We start from the raw sequence: 15183 nt of genomic DNA on the forward strand, positions 1-15183 counted from the left end.
CCAGCTATCGACGTAGCGTTAAAACTTTTAGCTCTTATCAGGATGCTAAAAACATCATGATTCACAGTTAAGTTAATTCTGAGAGCATGAAATGAAAATCACCATTTCCGGTACTGGCTATGTAGGCTTATCAAACGGGCTTCTAATCGCACAAAATCATGAGGTTGTGGCATTAGATATTTTACCATCACGCGTTGCTATGCTGAATGATCGGATATCTCCTATTGTCGATAAGGAAATTCATCAGTTTTTGCAATCAGATAAAATACACTTTAATGCCACATTAGATAAAAATGAAGCCTACCGGGATGCTGATTATGTCATCATCGCCACTCCAACCGACTATGATCCTAAAACTAATTATTTCAATACATCCAGTGTAGAATCAGTAATTAAAGACGTAGTTGAGATAAATCCTTATGCGGTTATGGTCATCAAATCCACGGTTCCCGTTGGTTTTACCGCAGCGATGCATAAGAAATATTGTACTGAAAATATTATTTTCTCCCCCGAATTTCTCCGTGAAGGTAAAGCCCTTTACGATAATCTCCATCCTTCACGTATTGTCATTGGTGAGCGTTCAGAACGCGCAGAACGTTTTGCTGCGTTGTTACAGGAAGGCGCGATTAAGCAAAATATCCCAACCCTGTTTACCGACTCCACTGAAGCAGAAGCGATTAAACTTTTCGCTAATACCTATCTGGCGATGCGCGTAGCATACTTTAATGAACTGGATAGCTATGCAGAAAGTTTAGGTCTGAATACTCGCCAGATTATCGAAGGCGTTTGTCTCGATCCGCGTATTGGCAACCATTACAACAACCCGTCGTTTGGCTATGGTGGTTATTGTCTGCCGAAAGATACCAAGCAGTTACTGGCGAACTACCAGTCTGTGCCGAATAACCTGATTTCGGCAATTGTCGATGCAAACCGCACGCGTAAAGATTTTATTGCCGATGCCATTTTGTCACGCAAGCCGCAAGTGGTGGGTATTTATCGTCTGATTATGAAGAGCGGATCAGATAACTTCCGTGCGTCTTCCATTCAGGGGATTATGAAACGTATCAAGGCGAAAGGCGTTGAAGTGATCATCTACGAACCGGTGATGAAAGAAGATTCATTCTTCAACTCTCGGCTGGAACGTGATCTCGCCACTTTCAAACAACAAGCCGATGTCATTATTTCCAACCGTATGGCAGAAGAGCTTAAGGATGTGGCAGACAAAGTCTACACCCGCGATCTCTTTGGCAGTGACTAACATCCTGTTATCAGGGCGATTTTCGCCCTGATTCTCTTATGTTCCCTTTGTAATAATTCATTATTTTTATCATTTATCCTATAGCATTCATGGCGATTATCGCTAAACTATGGCGACTTAAAATTATTTCGTCCGTTAGGGTAATGATGAGAGTAGAAAATAATAATGTTTCTGGGCAAAACCATGACCCGGAACAGATTGATTTGATTGATTTACTAGTGCAGTTGTGGCGTGGCAAGATGACAATCATCATTTCCGTCATTGTGGCTATTGCCCTGGCTATTGGATATTTGGCAGTAGCGAAGGAGAAATGGACGTCAACAGCAATTATCACTCAGCCCGATGTGGGGCAAATTGCTGGCTATAACAATGCCATGAATGTTATCTATGGTCAGGCTGCACCGAAAGTATCGGATTTGCAGGAGACGTTAATTGGTCGCTTCAGTTCTGCCTTCTCTGCATTAGCAGAAACGCTGGATAATCAGGAAGAACCAGAAAAACTTACCATCGAACCTTCTGTTAAGAACCAGCAATTACCATTGACTGTTTCTTATGTTGGGCAAACTGCAGAGGGCGCACAAATGAAGTTGGCCCAATACATTCAGCAAGTTGACGATAAAGTGAATCAAGAGCTAGAAAAGGATCTCAAGGACAACATTGCTCTGGGACGGAAAAACTTGCAGGACTCTTTAAGAACACAGGAAGTGGTTGCGCAGGAACAGAAAGATCTGCGTATCCGTCAGATTCAGGAAGCGTTGCAGTATGCGAATCAGGCGCAGGTGACAAAGCCACAAGTTCAGCAGACTGAAGATGTGACACAAGATACGTTGTTCCTTTTGGGGAGCGAAGCGCTGGAGTCGATGATTAAGCACGAGGCGACCCGTCCGTTGGTGTTCTCGCCAAACTACTATCAGACTCGTCAAAACCTGCTGGATATCGAAAACTTAAAGGTTGATGATCTTGATATTCATGCTTACCGTTATGTGATGAAACCGACGTTACCTATTCGTCGCGATAGCCCGAAAAAGGCAATTACCTTGATTCTGGCGGTGCTGCTGGGCGGCATGGTTGGCGCGGGGATTGTGCTGGGGCGTAACGCTTTACGTAATTACAACGCGAAGTAATCTTTTCGGTTTTAAAGAAAATGGGCAGGGTGGTGACACCTTGCCCGTTTTTTTTTGCTGGATGCGATGTATCCAGCTTACGTGTGCAGAGAGAATAGTAGGCCCGATAAGCTTGCGCATCGGGCTATGGCTCCGGATGCGACAACAACATCGCATCCACTTACCCCGCAACTCACTGATGACGTTTACGTAGGTTCTCAATTACCGTCGTTAAATCCAGATCCTGATCCTGTAACAGCACCAGCAGGTGATACATCAAATCCGATGCCTCGTTGGTCAGCTCAAAGCGGTCATGTACCGTTGCGGCAAGTGCGGTTTCTACGCCTTCTTCGCCCACTTTTTGCGCAATGCGCTTGGTGCCGCTGGCATACAGTTTGGCTGTGTAAGAGGTTTTCGGGTCGGCAGATTTACGTTCGGCGAGCAGTTGTTCCAGTTGATACAGAAACAGCCACTGGTGAGTGGTGTCGCCGAAGCAGCTGCTGGTGCCTTTGTGGCAGGTTGGTCCGATAGGATTCGCCAGCACCAGTAACGTGTCGTTGTCGCAGTCCGGGGCAATACTCACTACGTTGAGGAAATTGCCGGACGTTTCACCTTTGGTCCACAGTCGCTGTTTAGTGCGCGAGAAGAAGGTGACTTTGCCACTTTCGATGGTTTTGTCTAAGGCTTCCGGGTTCATATAGCCCAGCATTAGCACTTCGCCGGATACCGCATGTTGCACAATCACCGGCAGCAGTCCGTCGGTTTTTTCCCAGTCCAGTTCGCGACGTTGTTGTTCTGTTAACATATCCTGATCTCCACGCCCTGTGTTGCCAGGTACGCTTTTAATTCACCAATATTGATTATTTGTTTGTGGAATACAGAAGCTGCCAGCGCGCCGTCAACGTCGGCATCGCGGAAGGCTTCGAGGAAGTGTTCCATGGTGCCTGCGCCACCGGAGGCAATCAGCGGGACGTGGCAAACTTCACGCACTTTTTTCAGTTGTTCGAGATCGTAACCGTTACGCACGCCGTCCTGATTCATCATGTTGAGGACGATTTCTCCGGCACCGCGTTTTTGCACTTCCTGTACCCAGTCGAGCGTTTCCCACTGAGTGACGCGGGTGCGGCTTTCATCTCCGGTATATTGATTCACATGATATTTACCGGTTTCGGCGTCGTACCAGGTATCAATACCGACCACAATACACTGCACGCCAAAGCGATCCGCCAGGCGAGTAATTAACGTCGGATCCGCCAGCGCAGGGGAGTTGATGGAAATTTTATCCGCGCCAAAGGAAAGAATTTTGGCGGCGTCATCCAGCGATTTAATCCCACCCGCCACGCAGAACGGAATGTCGATGACTTCTGCCACGCGAGATACCCAGCTTTTATCTACCACACGGCCATCACTGGAAGCGGTGATATCGTAGAACACCAGTTCGTCAGCGCCTTCTTCGGCGTAGCGTTTTGCCAGCGGTACAATATCGCCAATGATTTCATGGTTGCGAAACTGTACGCCTTTCACCACCTGACCATCACGAACGTCGAGACACGGAATTATGCGTTTTGCCAGCATGTGATGGCCTCCTTCACGGTGAATTTACCCTCCAGTAATGCACGACCAACTATTACGCCGCGCACGCCAGTGCCACGCAGGGCAGCAACATCGTTAATGTCGCCAATGCCGCCGGATGACTGAAATGCCACCTGCGGATATCTGGCGCACACTTCTTCATATAAAGAGACGTTAGAACCTGCCAGCGTGCCGTCGCGCGAGATATCTGTACACAGCACATGTTTCAGGCCGACGGGCAGATAGGTTTCCACCAGTTGTTCCAGTGAAACGCCCGAGTTCTCTTGCCAGCCGCTGACTGCCACCTGCTTGTTGCCTTGCTCGTCAATACGGACATCCAGCGCCAGCACTAAGGCATCGGCACCAAAACGTTCAAACCAGCCTTTCACCATTTCTGGTGATTTCACCGCGGTGGAGCCAACCACCACACGCGCAACGCCTGCTTCCAGTAACGCCGCCACGTCTTCTTCGCTACGCACGCCACCGCCAACCTGCACTGGAACGTTAACACCCGCGACCAGGGTTTTAATCAGCGGGATTTGACGTTTAGCCGGATCTTTTGCCCCGGTCAGATCCACCAGGTGCAGTACTTCGGCACCTTGTGCGGCGTAATCCTGTAAGCGCGGCAGCGGGTCGTTACCGTAATCGCGCTGTTTGCCGTAATCGCCCTGATGGAGACGCACCACGGTGCCGTCGATTAAATCTAATGCCGGAATAATCATCACATCTCCAGGAAATTTTTCAGCAACTTAGCGCCAGCGGCACCAGAACGCTCCGGGTGGAACTGCACGCCGTAGAAGTTATCTTTTTGTACCGCCGCGGTGAACGGTTCGCCGTAGTTACACTGGGCGATGGTCCACGGATTGACCGGCATTGCGTAGCTGTGAACAAAGTAAAAGTACGCACCGTCTTCAATCCCCTGAAACAGGCGGTTGCCTGCCTGCGGGTAAACGCGGTTCCAGCCCATATGTGGCAGCGGCAGACCAAAGTCGGTCATTTTCGGCACGTCTTCGTCGATGATGCCCAGCAAATCGACACCGTTGCTCTCTTCGCTGCGCCGCCCCAGCAGTTGCATCCCTAAGCAGATGCCCAGCACCGGTTGGGTACAGGCTTTGATGAGATCAAACAACTCGCGCTCACGCACCTGGTCCATCGCCGCTTGCGCGGTGCCAACGCCGGGTAAAAACAGTTTATCGGCCAGCAACACGACGTCCGGGTCACGGCTAACTTTGGGTTCATAACCGTGACGCGCAATGGCAGATTTCACCGAGTTCAAATTGGCGCAGCCGGTATCAAGGATCACCACGTTCATTACAGCACTCCTTTCGACGAGGGTAGGGTGTCGCCTTCCACGCGGATGGCCTGGCGCAGGGTGCGACCAAAAGCTTTGAACAGGCTCTCTACTCGGTGGTGATCGTTTTTACCTTTGGTTTTCAGGTGCAGGGTCACGCCCATAGTGTATGAGAGCGAACGGAAGAAGTGCTCGATCATTTCGGTGCTGAGATCGCCCACACGCTGGTAGGTAAACTCGGCTTTATATTCCAGGTGCGGGCGACCAGAGATATCCAGCGCGCAGCGGGCAAGACATTCGTCCATCGGCAGCACAAAACCGAAGCGGCAAATACCGCGTTTGTCGCCAAGAGCTATTTTTAACGCTTCGCCCAGCGCCAGACCGGTATCTTCGACGGTGTGGTGATCGTCGATATAGAGGTCGCCTTTAACGTTGATTTCCATCCGGAAGCCGCCGTGAGTAGCAATCTGATCCAGCATGTGATCAAAAAAGCCAACGCCGGTGTTAATCTTGCTGCCACCTTCGCGATCCAGCCACACCTGGACGTCAATTTGTGTCTCTTTGGTGTTGCGCACTACATGGGCGTAACGGTCTCGTTTAGTGAGCTGCTCGACAATCATTGGCCAGTTCAGGGTTTCGCGGTCATAGCGTAAACCATTAATGCCCATGTTTTCCGCTAGTTGAATGTCGGTCGCGCGATCGCCAATCACATAACTGTTGGCACGATCCATCGCTTGCTCAGCCAGGTAACGCTCCACCAGTTTTACTTTCGGCTTACGGCAGTCGCACTCATCGGCGGGCAGGTGCGGACAAATCAGCACTTCATCAAACTGTACACCTTGCGAAGTGAAGATCTGCATCATCAGATTGTGCGGGCCATCAAAATCCGCCTGCGGGAAACTTTGTGTTCCCAGACCATCCTGATTCGTGATCATCACCAGTTTGTAGCCCGCTTTTTGCAGCTTCAGCAGTTCCGGGATCACGCCCGGTTCAAAGGCGAGTTTGTCAAAACGGTCCACCTGAAAATCACTCGGCGGTTCGCTAATCAGGGTTCCATCGCGATCGATAAAAAGATACTTCTGACTCATCAAACTTGCTCCGCACGTAAGGCGTCAATGACGCGCTGGCTTTCTTCACGGGTTCCGACGGTAATTCGCAGGCAGCCGCTTAAAGAGGGTTGTTTATTCTGATCACGTAAGATAATGCCCTGATCCCACAAAGATTTAAACACTGCGCTGGAGGCTTTAAAGCGCGCCAGAATGTAGTTGGTTTCAGAGTCAAAAACCTGCTCCACGCAGGGGATCTCTTTCAGTGCGGTAATCAGGTATTCGCGTTCTGCAATAATTTGCGCCACTCGTTCGCGCATGGCGACGATTCCCTGCGGGCTTAACGCCTGGGCCGCAATGTCGGCAACCGGCGTCGAGAGCGGGTAGGGGGCGATCACTTTCATTAGCAGGTTGATGACTTCTTCGTTTGCCAGCGTAAACCCGCAACGAAGCCCTGCCAGAGCAAAAGCTTTCGACAGTGTGCGCAAAATAGCCAGGTGCGGATATTCCGCCAGCCAGCCAGCCAGAGATGCCTGCGGGCAAAACTCAATATAGGCTTCATCGGCAACCACAATCGCTTTACCGCGGGTTAACTCCAGCAGGGTGCGAAAATCCTGCGGGTTGATCAGTTGCCCGGTTGGGTTGTTGGGGCTGCAAACGTAGACCACTTTCACACCGTCCAGCTTGTCGGAAATTCCCTGTAAGTCCAGTTGCCAATTGTCCAGGGTCGGCACTGTGCGGCATTCGACACCAATGGTTTCAGCGCTGACGCTGTACATGCCGTACGTTGGCGGGCAGTAGAGAATGGCGTCTTTACCTGGTTCGCAAAAAGCGCGAATCAGCAGTTCAATACCTTCGTCCGCGCCACGGCTGACCAGTACCTGTTCCGGTTTTACGCCTGCATATTGCGCGTAATTTTCAATCACCGCTTTTGGCTGGCATTCCGGGTAGCGGTTGAGCGTTTGCTGAGTAAGCTGAAACTCCACGGCTGTGGGATATTCGTTGGCGTTCAGCCAGACGTCGCCGTTACCGCCCAGACGACGCGCCGACTGATACGGCGTCAGATTGCGGACGTTTTCACGCGCTAAATCGGTAATAGTCACGGTGCTCATGCTTGCTCCTTAAGGGCGTTAACACGCAAAGTAACGGCATTTTTGTGGGCAGTCAGGCGCTCGGCGGCGGCCAGTGTTTCAATGGTCGAAGCCAGCGCGGAAAAGCCTTCTTTCGACAGTTCCTGTACGGTCATGCGTTTCTGGAAATCTGCCAGCCCGAGGCTGGAACAGGTGGCGGTATAACCGTAAGTCGGCAGCACGTGGTTGGTGCCGGAGGCGTAATCACCTGCCGATTCCGGTGACCAGTCACCGAGAAATACCGAACCGGCGCTGGTGATGCCATCGACCAGATCGCGGGCGTTGCGGGTCTGAATGATCAGATGCTCCGGGCCGTACTGGTTGGAGATCTCCACGCACTGCGCTAAATCGTTGGTTACGATCAGGCGGCTGGCGCTCAGTGCCTGACGGGCGGTTTCGGCTCGCGGCAGTTCTGCCAGCTGGCGTTCGACGGCTTCGGCAACGCGACGCGCCATATCAGCATCAGGAGTCAGTAAAATCACCTGTGAATCCGGGCCGTGTTCAGCCTGAGAAAGCAAATCAGAAGCCACGAAATCCGGCGTAGCGCCGCTGTCAGCAATCACCAGCACTTCCGATGGGCCTGCGGGCATATCGATCGCCGCACCGTCCAGACGCTGGCTCACCTGACGTTTTGCCTCGGTGACAAAGGCGTTGCCTGGCCCGAAGATTTTGTCCACTTTCGGCACGGATTCTGTACCAAACGCCAGTGCGGCAATGGCCTGTGCGCCGCCGACGTTAAACACGTCCTGCACGCCGCACAGCTGCGCCGCGTAAAGAATTTCATCGGCAATCGGCGGCGGTGAGCACAGCACCACTTTTTTACAGCCCGCAATACGCGCCGGAGTTGCCAGCATTAATACTGTTGAGAAGAGCGGTGCGGAGCCGCCAGGAATATACAAACCCACTGAAGCCACCGGGCGCGTGACTTGCTGGCAACGAACGCCAGGCTGAGTTTCAACATCTACCGGCGGCAGTTTTTGCGCAGTGTGGAAGGTTTCAATATTCTTTACTGCCACCGCCATCGCCTGTTTTAGCTCGTCGCTCAGGCGTTCGCTGGCAGCGGCGATCTCATCCGCAGATACCTTCAGCGCGGTAACCGTGGTTTTATCAAACTTCGCGCTGTATTCCCGCAAGGCCTCATCGCCACGCGTTTTCACGTTATCGAGAATATCGTTAACAGTGCGGGTAATACTTTCAGAGGCGGAGATCGCCGGGCGCATTAACAGCTGGCGTTGTTGCTCCGCAGTACAGCTATTCCAGTCAATGATTGTGCTAAAGCTCATGGCGATCACTCCATCATCTTCTCAATCGGCAGGACCAGGATTGAACTGGCACCCAGCGCTTTCAGTTTTTCCATCGTTTCCCAGAACAGGGTTTCGCTGCTGACCATGTGCATCGCTACGCGTTGTTGATCACCCGCCAGCGGTAGAATGGTTGGGCGTTCGGCACCTGGCAGCAGGGCGATGACTTCATCCAGTCGGTCGGTCGGTGCGTGCATCATGATGTATTTTGATTCGCGCGCCTGGATCACGCCCTGAATACGCGTCAGCAGTTTGTCGATCAGTTGCTGTTTGGATTCTTCCATTTCGCCATCGCGTTGGATCAGGCAGGCTTTCGAGCGGTAGATAACTTCGACTTCGCGCAGGCCGTTAGCTTCCAGCGTGGCACCGGTGGAAACCAGATCGCAAATCGCATCCGCCAGGCCGGCGCGCGGCGCAACTTCGACAGAACCGTTCAGTAAGCAGGATTTAAAAGAGATGCCTTTCTGATCGAGATAACGCTTGAGCAGGTGAGGATAAGAGGTGGCGATACGTTTACCGTTTAAGGAGAGCGGGCCGTCCCAGGCTTCATCAACCGGCGTTGCCAGCGAAAGGCGACAGCCGCCGAAATCCAGACGACGCAGGGTAAAGTAGCGAGGATCTTCACCCTGGGCGCGGCGGTTAAGCAGCTCTTCTTCCAGCACGTTTTCGCCGATAATCCCAAGGTCAACCACGCCGTCCATTACCAGACCGGGAATGTCGTCGTCACGCACGCGCAGAATATCAATCGGCATGTTTTCTGCCATCGCGATCAGGCGCTGGGTGTGAAGATTAATTTTAATGCCACAGCGCGCCAGCAATTCGCGTGAGTCATCACTTAAACGGCCGGATTTCTGCATAGCTATGCGTAAACGAGTGTTATCTGTCATTTTCTTATTCCTCTTTAAACCTGTCTGAACCGTTATCAACCGCGCAATAAAAAAGCCCCCGGAAGGTGATCTTCCGGGGGCTTTCTCATGCGTTCATGCACCACTGGAAGATCTGAATGTCTTCCAGCACACATCGCCTGAAAGACTAGTCAGGATGATGGTGATGATGGTGGTGTTTAAATTGAACGCGTGTCATAAAAGTCTCTGTGAATGTTTATTCAACTGATGTCTTTTAACCTAAACCACTTTCACGTTAGAAAGCAAGGGCTTTTTTATATATTTTATGGCGATGGATTTGTTTAATGAATGAGCGGGGAAAGGAGAGGGCCAGGAGTGGCTACGTTAAAAAAGTAATCGTGAAAATATGTCTTTAAAACCCTCAAGAACATTGTGTTCTGTAACTAAAGTGGGCTTTGTTCCTGCCGGATGCGGCGTGAATACCTTATCTGGTCTACAAATGTTGCCTAAATTCAATATATTGATGTTTTTGTAGGACTGATAAGCGGAGCGCATCAGGCAATTGTATATTTGCTAACAGTTTCGATTTCATTCATAGAATGAATTGTCAGTTTTGATACGCTAGCGTAGCCTTATAGATCTAAGGTGTATCAGGAGATAACGGATGAAAAAGGTCGCAATTGTCGGGTTAGGGTGGTTAGGCATGCCGCTGGCGATGTCACTTTCAGCGCGAGGCTGGCAAGTCACCGGGAGTAAAACCACACAAGATGGCGTCGAAGCGGCCCGAATGAGTGGCATTGATAGTTATCTGCTTCGCATGGAACCTGAGTTAGTTTGCGATTCTGACGATCTGGATGCCCTGATGGATGCTGATGCGCTGGTCATCACGCTTCCGGCACGTCGTAGCGGCCCCGGTGATGAGTTCTATTTACAAGCGGTACAAGAGTTAGTGGATAGTGCGCTGGCTCATCATATTCCCCGCATTATTTTTACCAGCTCAACGTCTGTCTATGGCGACGCACAAGGCACCGTTAAAGAAACGACCCCGCGTAATCCGGTGACCAACAGTGGACGAGTATTAAAAGAACTTGAAGACTGGCTGCACAATTTACCCGGTACTTCAGTCGATATTCTGCGTCTTGCGGGCCTGGTCGGGCCGGAACGTCATCCTGGTCGCTTTTTTGCCGGAAAAACCGCGCCTGATGGTGAACATGGTGTTAATTTAGTCCATTTAGAAGATGTTATTGGCGCTATCACCCTGTTGTTACAGGCACCTAAAGGCGGACACATCTATAATATATGTGCGCCAGCTCACCCTGCGCGTAATGTTTTTTATCCGCAAATGGCCCGTTTACTGGGGCTTGAACCTCCGCAGTTCAGAAATAGTCTGGATAGCGGCAAAGGTAAGATTATTGATGGCAGCCGGATTTGTAATGAACTGGGATTTGAATACCAGTATCCCGATCCGCTGGTAATGCCGCTGGAGTAAACGATCACGCCAGCAGGACGCCGCATGCACTGCAAGGGGGCGTGTATGAAACCACTGCTGGATGTGTTGATGATCCTCGATGCCTTAGAAAAAGAAGGCAGTTTTGCGGCGGCGTCGGCCAAACTCTATAAGACGCCGTCCGCTCTGAGTTACACCGTTCACAAGCTGGAAAGCGACCTTAACATTCAATTGCTTGATCGTAGCGGTCACCGCGCTAAATTTACCCGCACCGGAAAAATGTTATTAGAGAAGGGGCGGGAAGTTCTGCATACCGTGCGAGAACTGGAAAAGCAGGCGATAAAACTGCATGAAGGCTGGGAAAACGAGCTGGTGATTGGCGTGGACGACACCTTCCCTTTTTCTCTTCTCGCGCCACTTATTGAAGCTTTTTATCAACATCATAGCGTGACGCGCCTGAAGTTTATCAATGGCGTGCTCGGTGGTTCCTGGGATGCCCTGACTCAGGGACGAGCGGATATTATTGTTGGTGCGATGCATGAGCCACCATCTTCCAGTGAGTTTGGTTTTTCACGGTTGGGTGATCTCGAACAAGTCTTTGCGGTCGCGCCTCATCATCCGTTAGCCCAGGAAGAAGAACCGTTAAACCGTCGTATCATTAAGCGATATCGGGCGATTGTGGTGGGGGATACTGCGCAGGCAGGCGCTTCTACGGCCTCACAACTTCTCGACGAACAAGAAGCCATTACCGTTTTCGATTTTAAAACCAAGCTGGAGCTGCAAATTAGCGGCCTCGGCTGCGGCTATTTACCTCGTTATCTGGCGCAACGTTTTCTCGATAGTGGCGCGTTAATCGAGAAGAAAGTGGTCGCCCAAACTCTCTTTGAACCTGTCTGGATTGGCTGGAATGAACAGACCGCAGGGCTTGCCAGCGGCTGGTGGCGAGATGAAATTTTAGCAAATAGTGCGATCGCCGGTGTTTATGCAAAATCTGATGACGGAAAATCAGCCATTTAAAGAAAAATTATTATGACAAGCCTCTCATTCTCTTGTCATTTCCCCCCCATTTAGGCACAATGCGCCGCTGTCAAAAAATGACTAAAAACCGACGTTTAATTAGCGTCGGTTATTTTTTGCTTCAAACCAATCATTCATACCAAGAGGCCGGGCTTCGTACCGGATAGATATTTACTAAAAATCGACAGTTGTTGTCGCTGAGGAATCCAAAAAAATGGGGCAATTTTTTGCTTACGCGACGGTTATTACCGTAAAGGAGAATGACCATGTCGCATAACGTTACTCCAAACACCTCTCGCGTGGAATTGCGTAAAACGCTTACGTTAGTTCCGGTTGTAATGATGGGTCTTGCCTATATGCAGCCGATGACGCTGTTTGATACATTTGGTATCGTTTCAGGCCTCACGGATGGTCATGTGCCGACAGCCTATGCGTTCGCATTGATTGCGATCCTGTTTACGGCTCTGAGCTACGGGAAGCTGGTTCGCCGCTATCCTTCTGCTGGCTCTGCATACACTTACGCCCAGAAATCCATTAGCCCGACTGTCGGCTTTATGGTGGGTTGGTCTTCTCTGCTCGACTATCTGTTCGCGCCGATGATCAACATTCTGCTGGCGAAAATCTATTTTGAAGCTCTGGTGCCTTCCATTCCATCGTGGATGTTTGTGGTGGCGCTGGTGGCCTTTATGACCGCCTTTAACCTGCGTAGTCTGAAATCCGTAGCGAACTTCAACACTGTAATTGTAGTGTTGCAGGTAGTGCTGATCGCGGTAATTCTGGGCATGGTAGTTTACGGCGTATTTGAAGGTGAAGGCGCTGGTACGCTGGCGAGCACTCGTCCGTTCTGGTCTGGTGATGCACATGTTATCCCGATGATTACCGGGGCGACAATCCTGTGCTTCTCCTTTACCGGCTTTGACGGCATCAGCAACTTGTCGGAAGAAACCAAAGATGCAGAGCGCGTGATCCCGCGTGCAATTTTCCTGACCGCGCTTATCGGTGGCATGATCTTCATCTTTGCAACTTACTTCCTGCAACTGTACTTCCCGGATATCTCTCGCTTTAAAGATCCGGATGCGTCACAGCCAGAAATCATGCTGTATGTTGCGGGTAAAGCGTTCCAGGTCGGCGCGCTGATCTTCTCCACCATTACCGTACTGGCGTCCGGTATGGCGGCGCACGCAGGCGTGGCGCGTCTGATGTACGTAATGGGTCGTGACGGCGTGTTCCCGAAAAGCTTCTTCGGTTATGTACACCCGAAATGGCGTACTCCGGCGATGAATATCATCCTGGTTGGCGCGATTGCCCTGCTGGCAATCAACTTTGACCTGGTAATGGCAACGGCGCTGATTAACTTTGGTGCGCTGGTGGCGTTCACCTTCGTTAACCTGTCGGTTATCTCGCAGTTCTGGATCCGTGAGAAGCGTAACAAGACGCTGAAAGATCACTTCCAGTATCTGTTCCTGCCGATGTGTGGTGCGCTGACTGTAGGTGCGCTGTGGGTTAACCTGGAAGAAAGCTCAATGGTTCTGGGTCTGATCTGGGCGGCAATCGGCCTGATTTACCTGGCTTGTGTCACCAAGAGCTTCCGTAATCCGGTTCCGCAGTACGAAGACGTTGCATAATCTTACAAGCCGGATGACATAATCATCCGGTAAATCTCAAAAAGCCGGAGTTTGTCGCTCCGGCTTTTTTGTTTCAGACGATCTCTTCCGCGTACTGCCAAAGCGCTTTTAACAGCGCCACTTTCTCTTTGTCATCGGCATATTGTTGTGCCAGCATCTGCAATTCATCAGCATAGCCCTGCAAAAACTCTGGCGTGAAAACCTGGCGGCGGTGCTCCAGCCAGCGTTGCTGCTCGGCATAATCCAGCGTCCCCGGGAAGTTGCGCGCCCGATAATTGAACAACAGCTTTTCAATCCGTTTATCAACAAAAGTGATATCCAGTGCCGGTAAGTTACGCGGCTCGGTTTCCAGCACAATTTTCATTGCTGCACGATCGGCGTCACTGAAAAAGCCATTATAAAGCTGTGCATCCACGTTATCTGAAGGCGTAAACGGTTCGGCTTCGGCGAATATCGCCACCACTTTTTCACGCACTTGCGGATTTTCACGCAGAATTTTCAGGTTATCGAGGCAATGCTGACGATTAATTCCCAGTCGGTCGGCATCTTCCGGGCGTAGCGTATTCGCCTGGGCCAGCACCGGACATTTATTGATATGCACCAGTTTAACCGGAACGGCGGCGTTATCGCCAAGATCGGCTTTTGCGGTATATAGACGCTCGCGCAATGTGTCGCTATCCAGTTCCAGTAATGGCGAAATGTCTCCTGCCAAATCCACCATAATTACGGCATTGCGATTTTCAGGATGCCACGCCAGCGGTGCCACCCAGCTGGTATTGCCACGCCATGCCCCAAACATTCCGGAAACGTGAACCAGGGGTTTCATCTGCGGAACATCAATCAACGCCGTCAGTTTGTGTTTATTACGATGGGTAAAGAGATAATCAAACAGGCGTGGCTGACGCGTTTTTACCAGTTTCGCCATCGCAATAGTGGCGTACACATCAGCCATCGCATCGTGGGCGTTGCTATGTTCAATACCATTCGCTTTGGTTAAATGCTCAAGGCGAAAGCTCGGTAGACCGTCATCATTTTCAGGCCAGTTTATTCCTTCCGGGCGCAGGGCATAACAGGCACGCATAACATCCAGTAAATCCCAGCGCGAGTTATCATGCTGCCAGCTCCAGGCGTAAGGATCGTAAAAATTACGATAAAAAACGTTGCGTGTGACTTCGTCGTCGAAACGCACATTGTTGTAGCCCAGAATACAGGTCTTCGGTACGGTAAAAAGCGAGTGAATACGGGCGGCAAACGTGGCTTCGTTTTCTCCTTTCGCCCGTGCTTCCTGCGGGGTAATACCGGTAATTAATACTGCTCCAGGCTGGGGTAAATAGTCATCCGCGGGCTTGCAGTAAAAAACTTCGGGTTCGCCGATGACGTTGAATTCGTTATCAGTGCGAATGGCTGCGAACTGTGCAGGGCGATCTAACGCGGGGTGCGTTCCAAAGGTTTCGTAATCGTGAAACAAAAAGGTAGATTGTTGCTTACCGTCATTCATCATTAGGTTAAATCCGTTATTTCTGCTGTCTGCCAGAGTATCAAATATCA

Annotated in this window: 16 protein-coding genes and 1 other annotated feature; of the genes, 6 read left to right on the forward strand and 10 right to left on the reverse strand. The window is 50.8% G+C overall.

Annotation, left to right across the window (positions count from 1 at the left end):
- Positions 1–91 precede the first annotated feature (91 nt).
- Together ugd and wzzB are read left to right on the forward strand one after the other, a co-directional pair.
- Positions 92–1258, forward strand: coding sequence for a UDP-glucose 6-dehydrogenase (gene ugd, locus FQ015_RS02135; protein WP_160523653.1), 1167 nt, complete (start codon positions 92–94; stop codon positions 1256–1258).
- Positions 1259–1404: 146 nt separating this feature from the next.
- A complete protein-coding gene (gene wzzB / locus FQ015_RS02140) occupies positions 1405–2382 on the forward strand; it encodes an LPS O-antigen chain length determinant protein WzzB (RefSeq protein WP_001300963.1) in 978 nt (325 codons plus the stop codon).
- A gap of 172 nt (positions 2383–2554) precedes the next feature.
- On the opposite strand, the gene hisIE is transcribed toward wzzB, so the two are convergent.
- The 9 genes from hisIE to hisL form a co-directional block, all read right to left on the reverse strand.
- Complete coding sequence (gene hisIE, locus FQ015_RS02145; RefSeq protein WP_160523654.1) at positions 2555–3166, reverse strand: bifunctional phosphoribosyl-AMP cyclohydrolase/phosphoribosyl-ATP diphosphatase HisIE; 612 nt, start codon at positions 3164–3166, stop codon at positions 2555–2557.
- The gene (gene hisF, locus FQ015_RS02150; RefSeq protein ID WP_000880156.1) at positions 3160–3936 is read right to left on the reverse strand and encodes an imidazole glycerol phosphate synthase subunit HisF; all 777 of its coding nucleotides are present in this window, start codon (positions 3934–3936) and stop codon (positions 3160–3162) included. Before hisF ends, hisIE begins: the two co-directional genes overlap by 7 nt.
- Positions 3918–4655: a 1-(5-phosphoribosyl)-5-[(5-phosphoribosylamino)methylideneamino]imidazole-4-carboxamide isomerase gene (gene hisA, locus FQ015_RS02155; RefSeq protein ID WP_063105061.1), complete on the reverse strand. Its 738-nt coding sequence runs from the start codon at positions 4653–4655 to the stop codon at positions 3918–3920. The genes hisF and hisA overlap by 19 nt, the downstream gene beginning before the upstream one ends.
- On the reverse strand, positions 4655–5245 hold the full coding sequence (hisH, locus tag FQ015_RS02160; RefSeq protein ID WP_001103560.1) for an imidazole glycerol phosphate synthase subunit HisH: 591 nt from the start codon (positions 5243–5245) through the stop codon (positions 4655–4657). Before hisH ends, hisA begins: the two co-directional genes overlap by 1 nt.
- On the reverse strand, positions 5245–6312 hold the full coding sequence (gene hisB, locus FQ015_RS02165) for a bifunctional histidinol-phosphatase/imidazoleglycerol-phosphate dehydratase HisB (protein ID WP_039020671.1): 1068 nt from the start codon (positions 6310–6312) through the stop codon (positions 5245–5247). Before hisB ends, hisH begins: the two co-directional genes overlap by 1 nt.
- Positions 6312–7382, reverse strand: coding sequence for a histidinol-phosphate transaminase (gene hisC / locus FQ015_RS02170; protein ID WP_160523655.1), 1071 nt, complete (start codon positions 7380–7382; stop codon positions 6312–6314). The genes hisB and hisC overlap by 1 nt, the downstream gene beginning before the upstream one ends.
- Positions 7379–8683, reverse strand: a complete 1305-nt coding sequence (gene hisD / locus FQ015_RS02175; protein WP_160523656.1) for a histidinol dehydrogenase — start codon at positions 8681–8683, stop codon at positions 7379–7381. The genes hisC and hisD overlap by 4 nt, the downstream gene beginning before the upstream one ends.
- A gap of 5 nt (positions 8684–8688) precedes the next feature.
- Positions 8689–9588 (reverse strand): ATP phosphoribosyltransferase, encoded by a 900-nt coding sequence (gene hisG / locus FQ015_RS02180; protein WP_000131779.1) that lies wholly within the window; start codon positions 9586–9588, stop codon positions 8689–8691.
- A gap of 46 nt (positions 9589–9634) precedes the next feature.
- Positions 9635–9758, reverse strand: a sequence feature (His leader region).
- Positions 9734–9784: a his operon leader peptide gene (gene hisL / locus FQ015_RS02185; RefSeq protein WP_001364200.1), complete on the reverse strand. Its 51-nt coding sequence runs from the start codon at positions 9782–9784 to the stop codon at positions 9734–9736. Its footprint overlaps the feature before it by 25 nt.
- 426 nt (positions 9785–10210) lie before the next feature.
- On the opposite strand from hisL, the gene FQ015_RS02190 reads away from it, so the two are divergent.
- The 4 genes from FQ015_RS02190 to plaP all read left to right on the forward strand — a co-directional run bounded on the left by FQ015_RS02190 (position 10211) and on the right by plaP (position 13635).
- The gene (locus FQ015_RS02190) at positions 10211–11035 is read left to right on the forward strand and encodes an SDR family oxidoreductase (protein WP_000754726.1); all 825 of its coding nucleotides are present in this window, start codon (positions 10211–10213) and stop codon (positions 11033–11035) included.
- Positions 11036–11080: 45 nt separating this feature from the next.
- Positions 11081–12010 (forward strand): LysR substrate-binding domain-containing protein, encoded by a 930-nt coding sequence (locus FQ015_RS02195; RefSeq protein ID WP_000803366.1) that lies wholly within the window; start codon positions 11081–11083, stop codon positions 12008–12010.
- Between the two features lie 214 nt (positions 12011–12224).
- On the forward strand, positions 12225–12287 hold the full coding sequence (yoeI, locus tag FQ015_RS02200; protein ID WP_010723108.1) for a membrane protein YoeI: 63 nt from the start codon (positions 12225–12227) through the stop codon (positions 12285–12287).
- Positions 12277–13635, forward strand: coding sequence for a putrescine/proton symporter PlaP (gene plaP, locus FQ015_RS02205; protein WP_000019197.1), 1359 nt, complete (start codon positions 12277–12279; stop codon positions 13633–13635). Before yoeI ends, plaP begins: the two co-directional genes overlap by 11 nt.
- 73 nt (positions 13636–13708) lie before the next feature.
- Here the strand turns inward: plaP and sbcB are convergent, their stop codons facing one another.
- Complete coding sequence (sbcB, locus tag FQ015_RS02210; protein WP_160523657.1) at positions 13709–15136, reverse strand: exodeoxyribonuclease I; 1428 nt, start codon at positions 15134–15136, stop codon at positions 13709–13711.
- Positions 15137–15183: the final 47 nt, after the last annotated feature.

It is taken from the genome of Escherichia sp. HH26CH (assembly GCF_009820205.1).
Taxonomy (GTDB): Bacteria; Pseudomonadota; Gammaproteobacteria; order Enterobacterales; family Enterobacteriaceae; genus Escherichia; species Escherichia coli_F.

Coding starts and splice junctions, on each gene's coding strand:
- ugd (WP_160523653.1), top strand. CDS start 92: ATGAAAATCACCATTTCCGGTACTGGCTATGTAGGCTTATCAAACGGG.
- wzzB (WP_001300963.1), top strand. CDS start 1,405: ATGAGAGTAGAAAATAATAATGTTTCTGGGCAAAACCATGACCCGGAA.
- hisIE (WP_160523654.1), bottom strand. CDS start 3,166: ATGTTAACAGAACAACAACGTCGCGAACTGGACTGGGAAAAAACCGAC.
- hisF (WP_000880156.1), bottom strand. CDS start 3,936: ATGCTGGCAAAACGCATAATTCCGTGTCTCGACGTTCGTGATGGTCAG.
- hisA (WP_063105061.1), bottom strand. CDS start 4,655: ATGATTATTCCGGCATTAGATTTAATCGACGGCACCGTGGTGCGTCTC.
- hisH (WP_001103560.1), bottom strand. CDS start 5,245: ATGAACGTGGTGATCCTTGATACCGGCTGCGCCAATTTGAACTCGGTG.
- hisB (WP_039020671.1), bottom strand. CDS start 6,312: ATGAGTCAGAAGTATCTTTTTATCGATCGCGATGGAACCCTGATTAGC.
- hisC (WP_160523655.1), bottom strand. CDS start 7,382: ATGAGCACCGTGACTATTACCGATTTAGCGCGTGAAAACGTCCGCAAT.
- hisD (WP_160523656.1), bottom strand. CDS start 8,683: ATGAGCTTTAGCACAATCATTGACTGGAATAGCTGTACTGCGGAGCAA.
- hisG (WP_000131779.1), bottom strand. CDS start 9,588: ATGACAGATAACACTCGTTTACGCATAGCTATGCAGAAATCCGGCCGT.
- FQ015_RS02190 (WP_000754726.1), top strand. CDS start 10,211: ATGAAAAAGGTCGCAATTGTCGGGTTAGGGTGGTTAGGCATGCCGCTG.
- FQ015_RS02195 (WP_000803366.1), top strand. CDS start 11,081: ATGAAACCACTGCTGGATGTGTTGATGATCCTCGATGCCTTAGAAAAA.
- plaP (WP_000019197.1), top strand. CDS start 12,277: ATGTCGCATAACGTTACTCCAAACACCTCTCGCGTGGAATTGCGTAAA.
- sbcB (WP_160523657.1), bottom strand. CDS start 15,136: ATGATGAATGACGGTAAGCAACAATCTACCTTTTTGTTTCACGATTAC.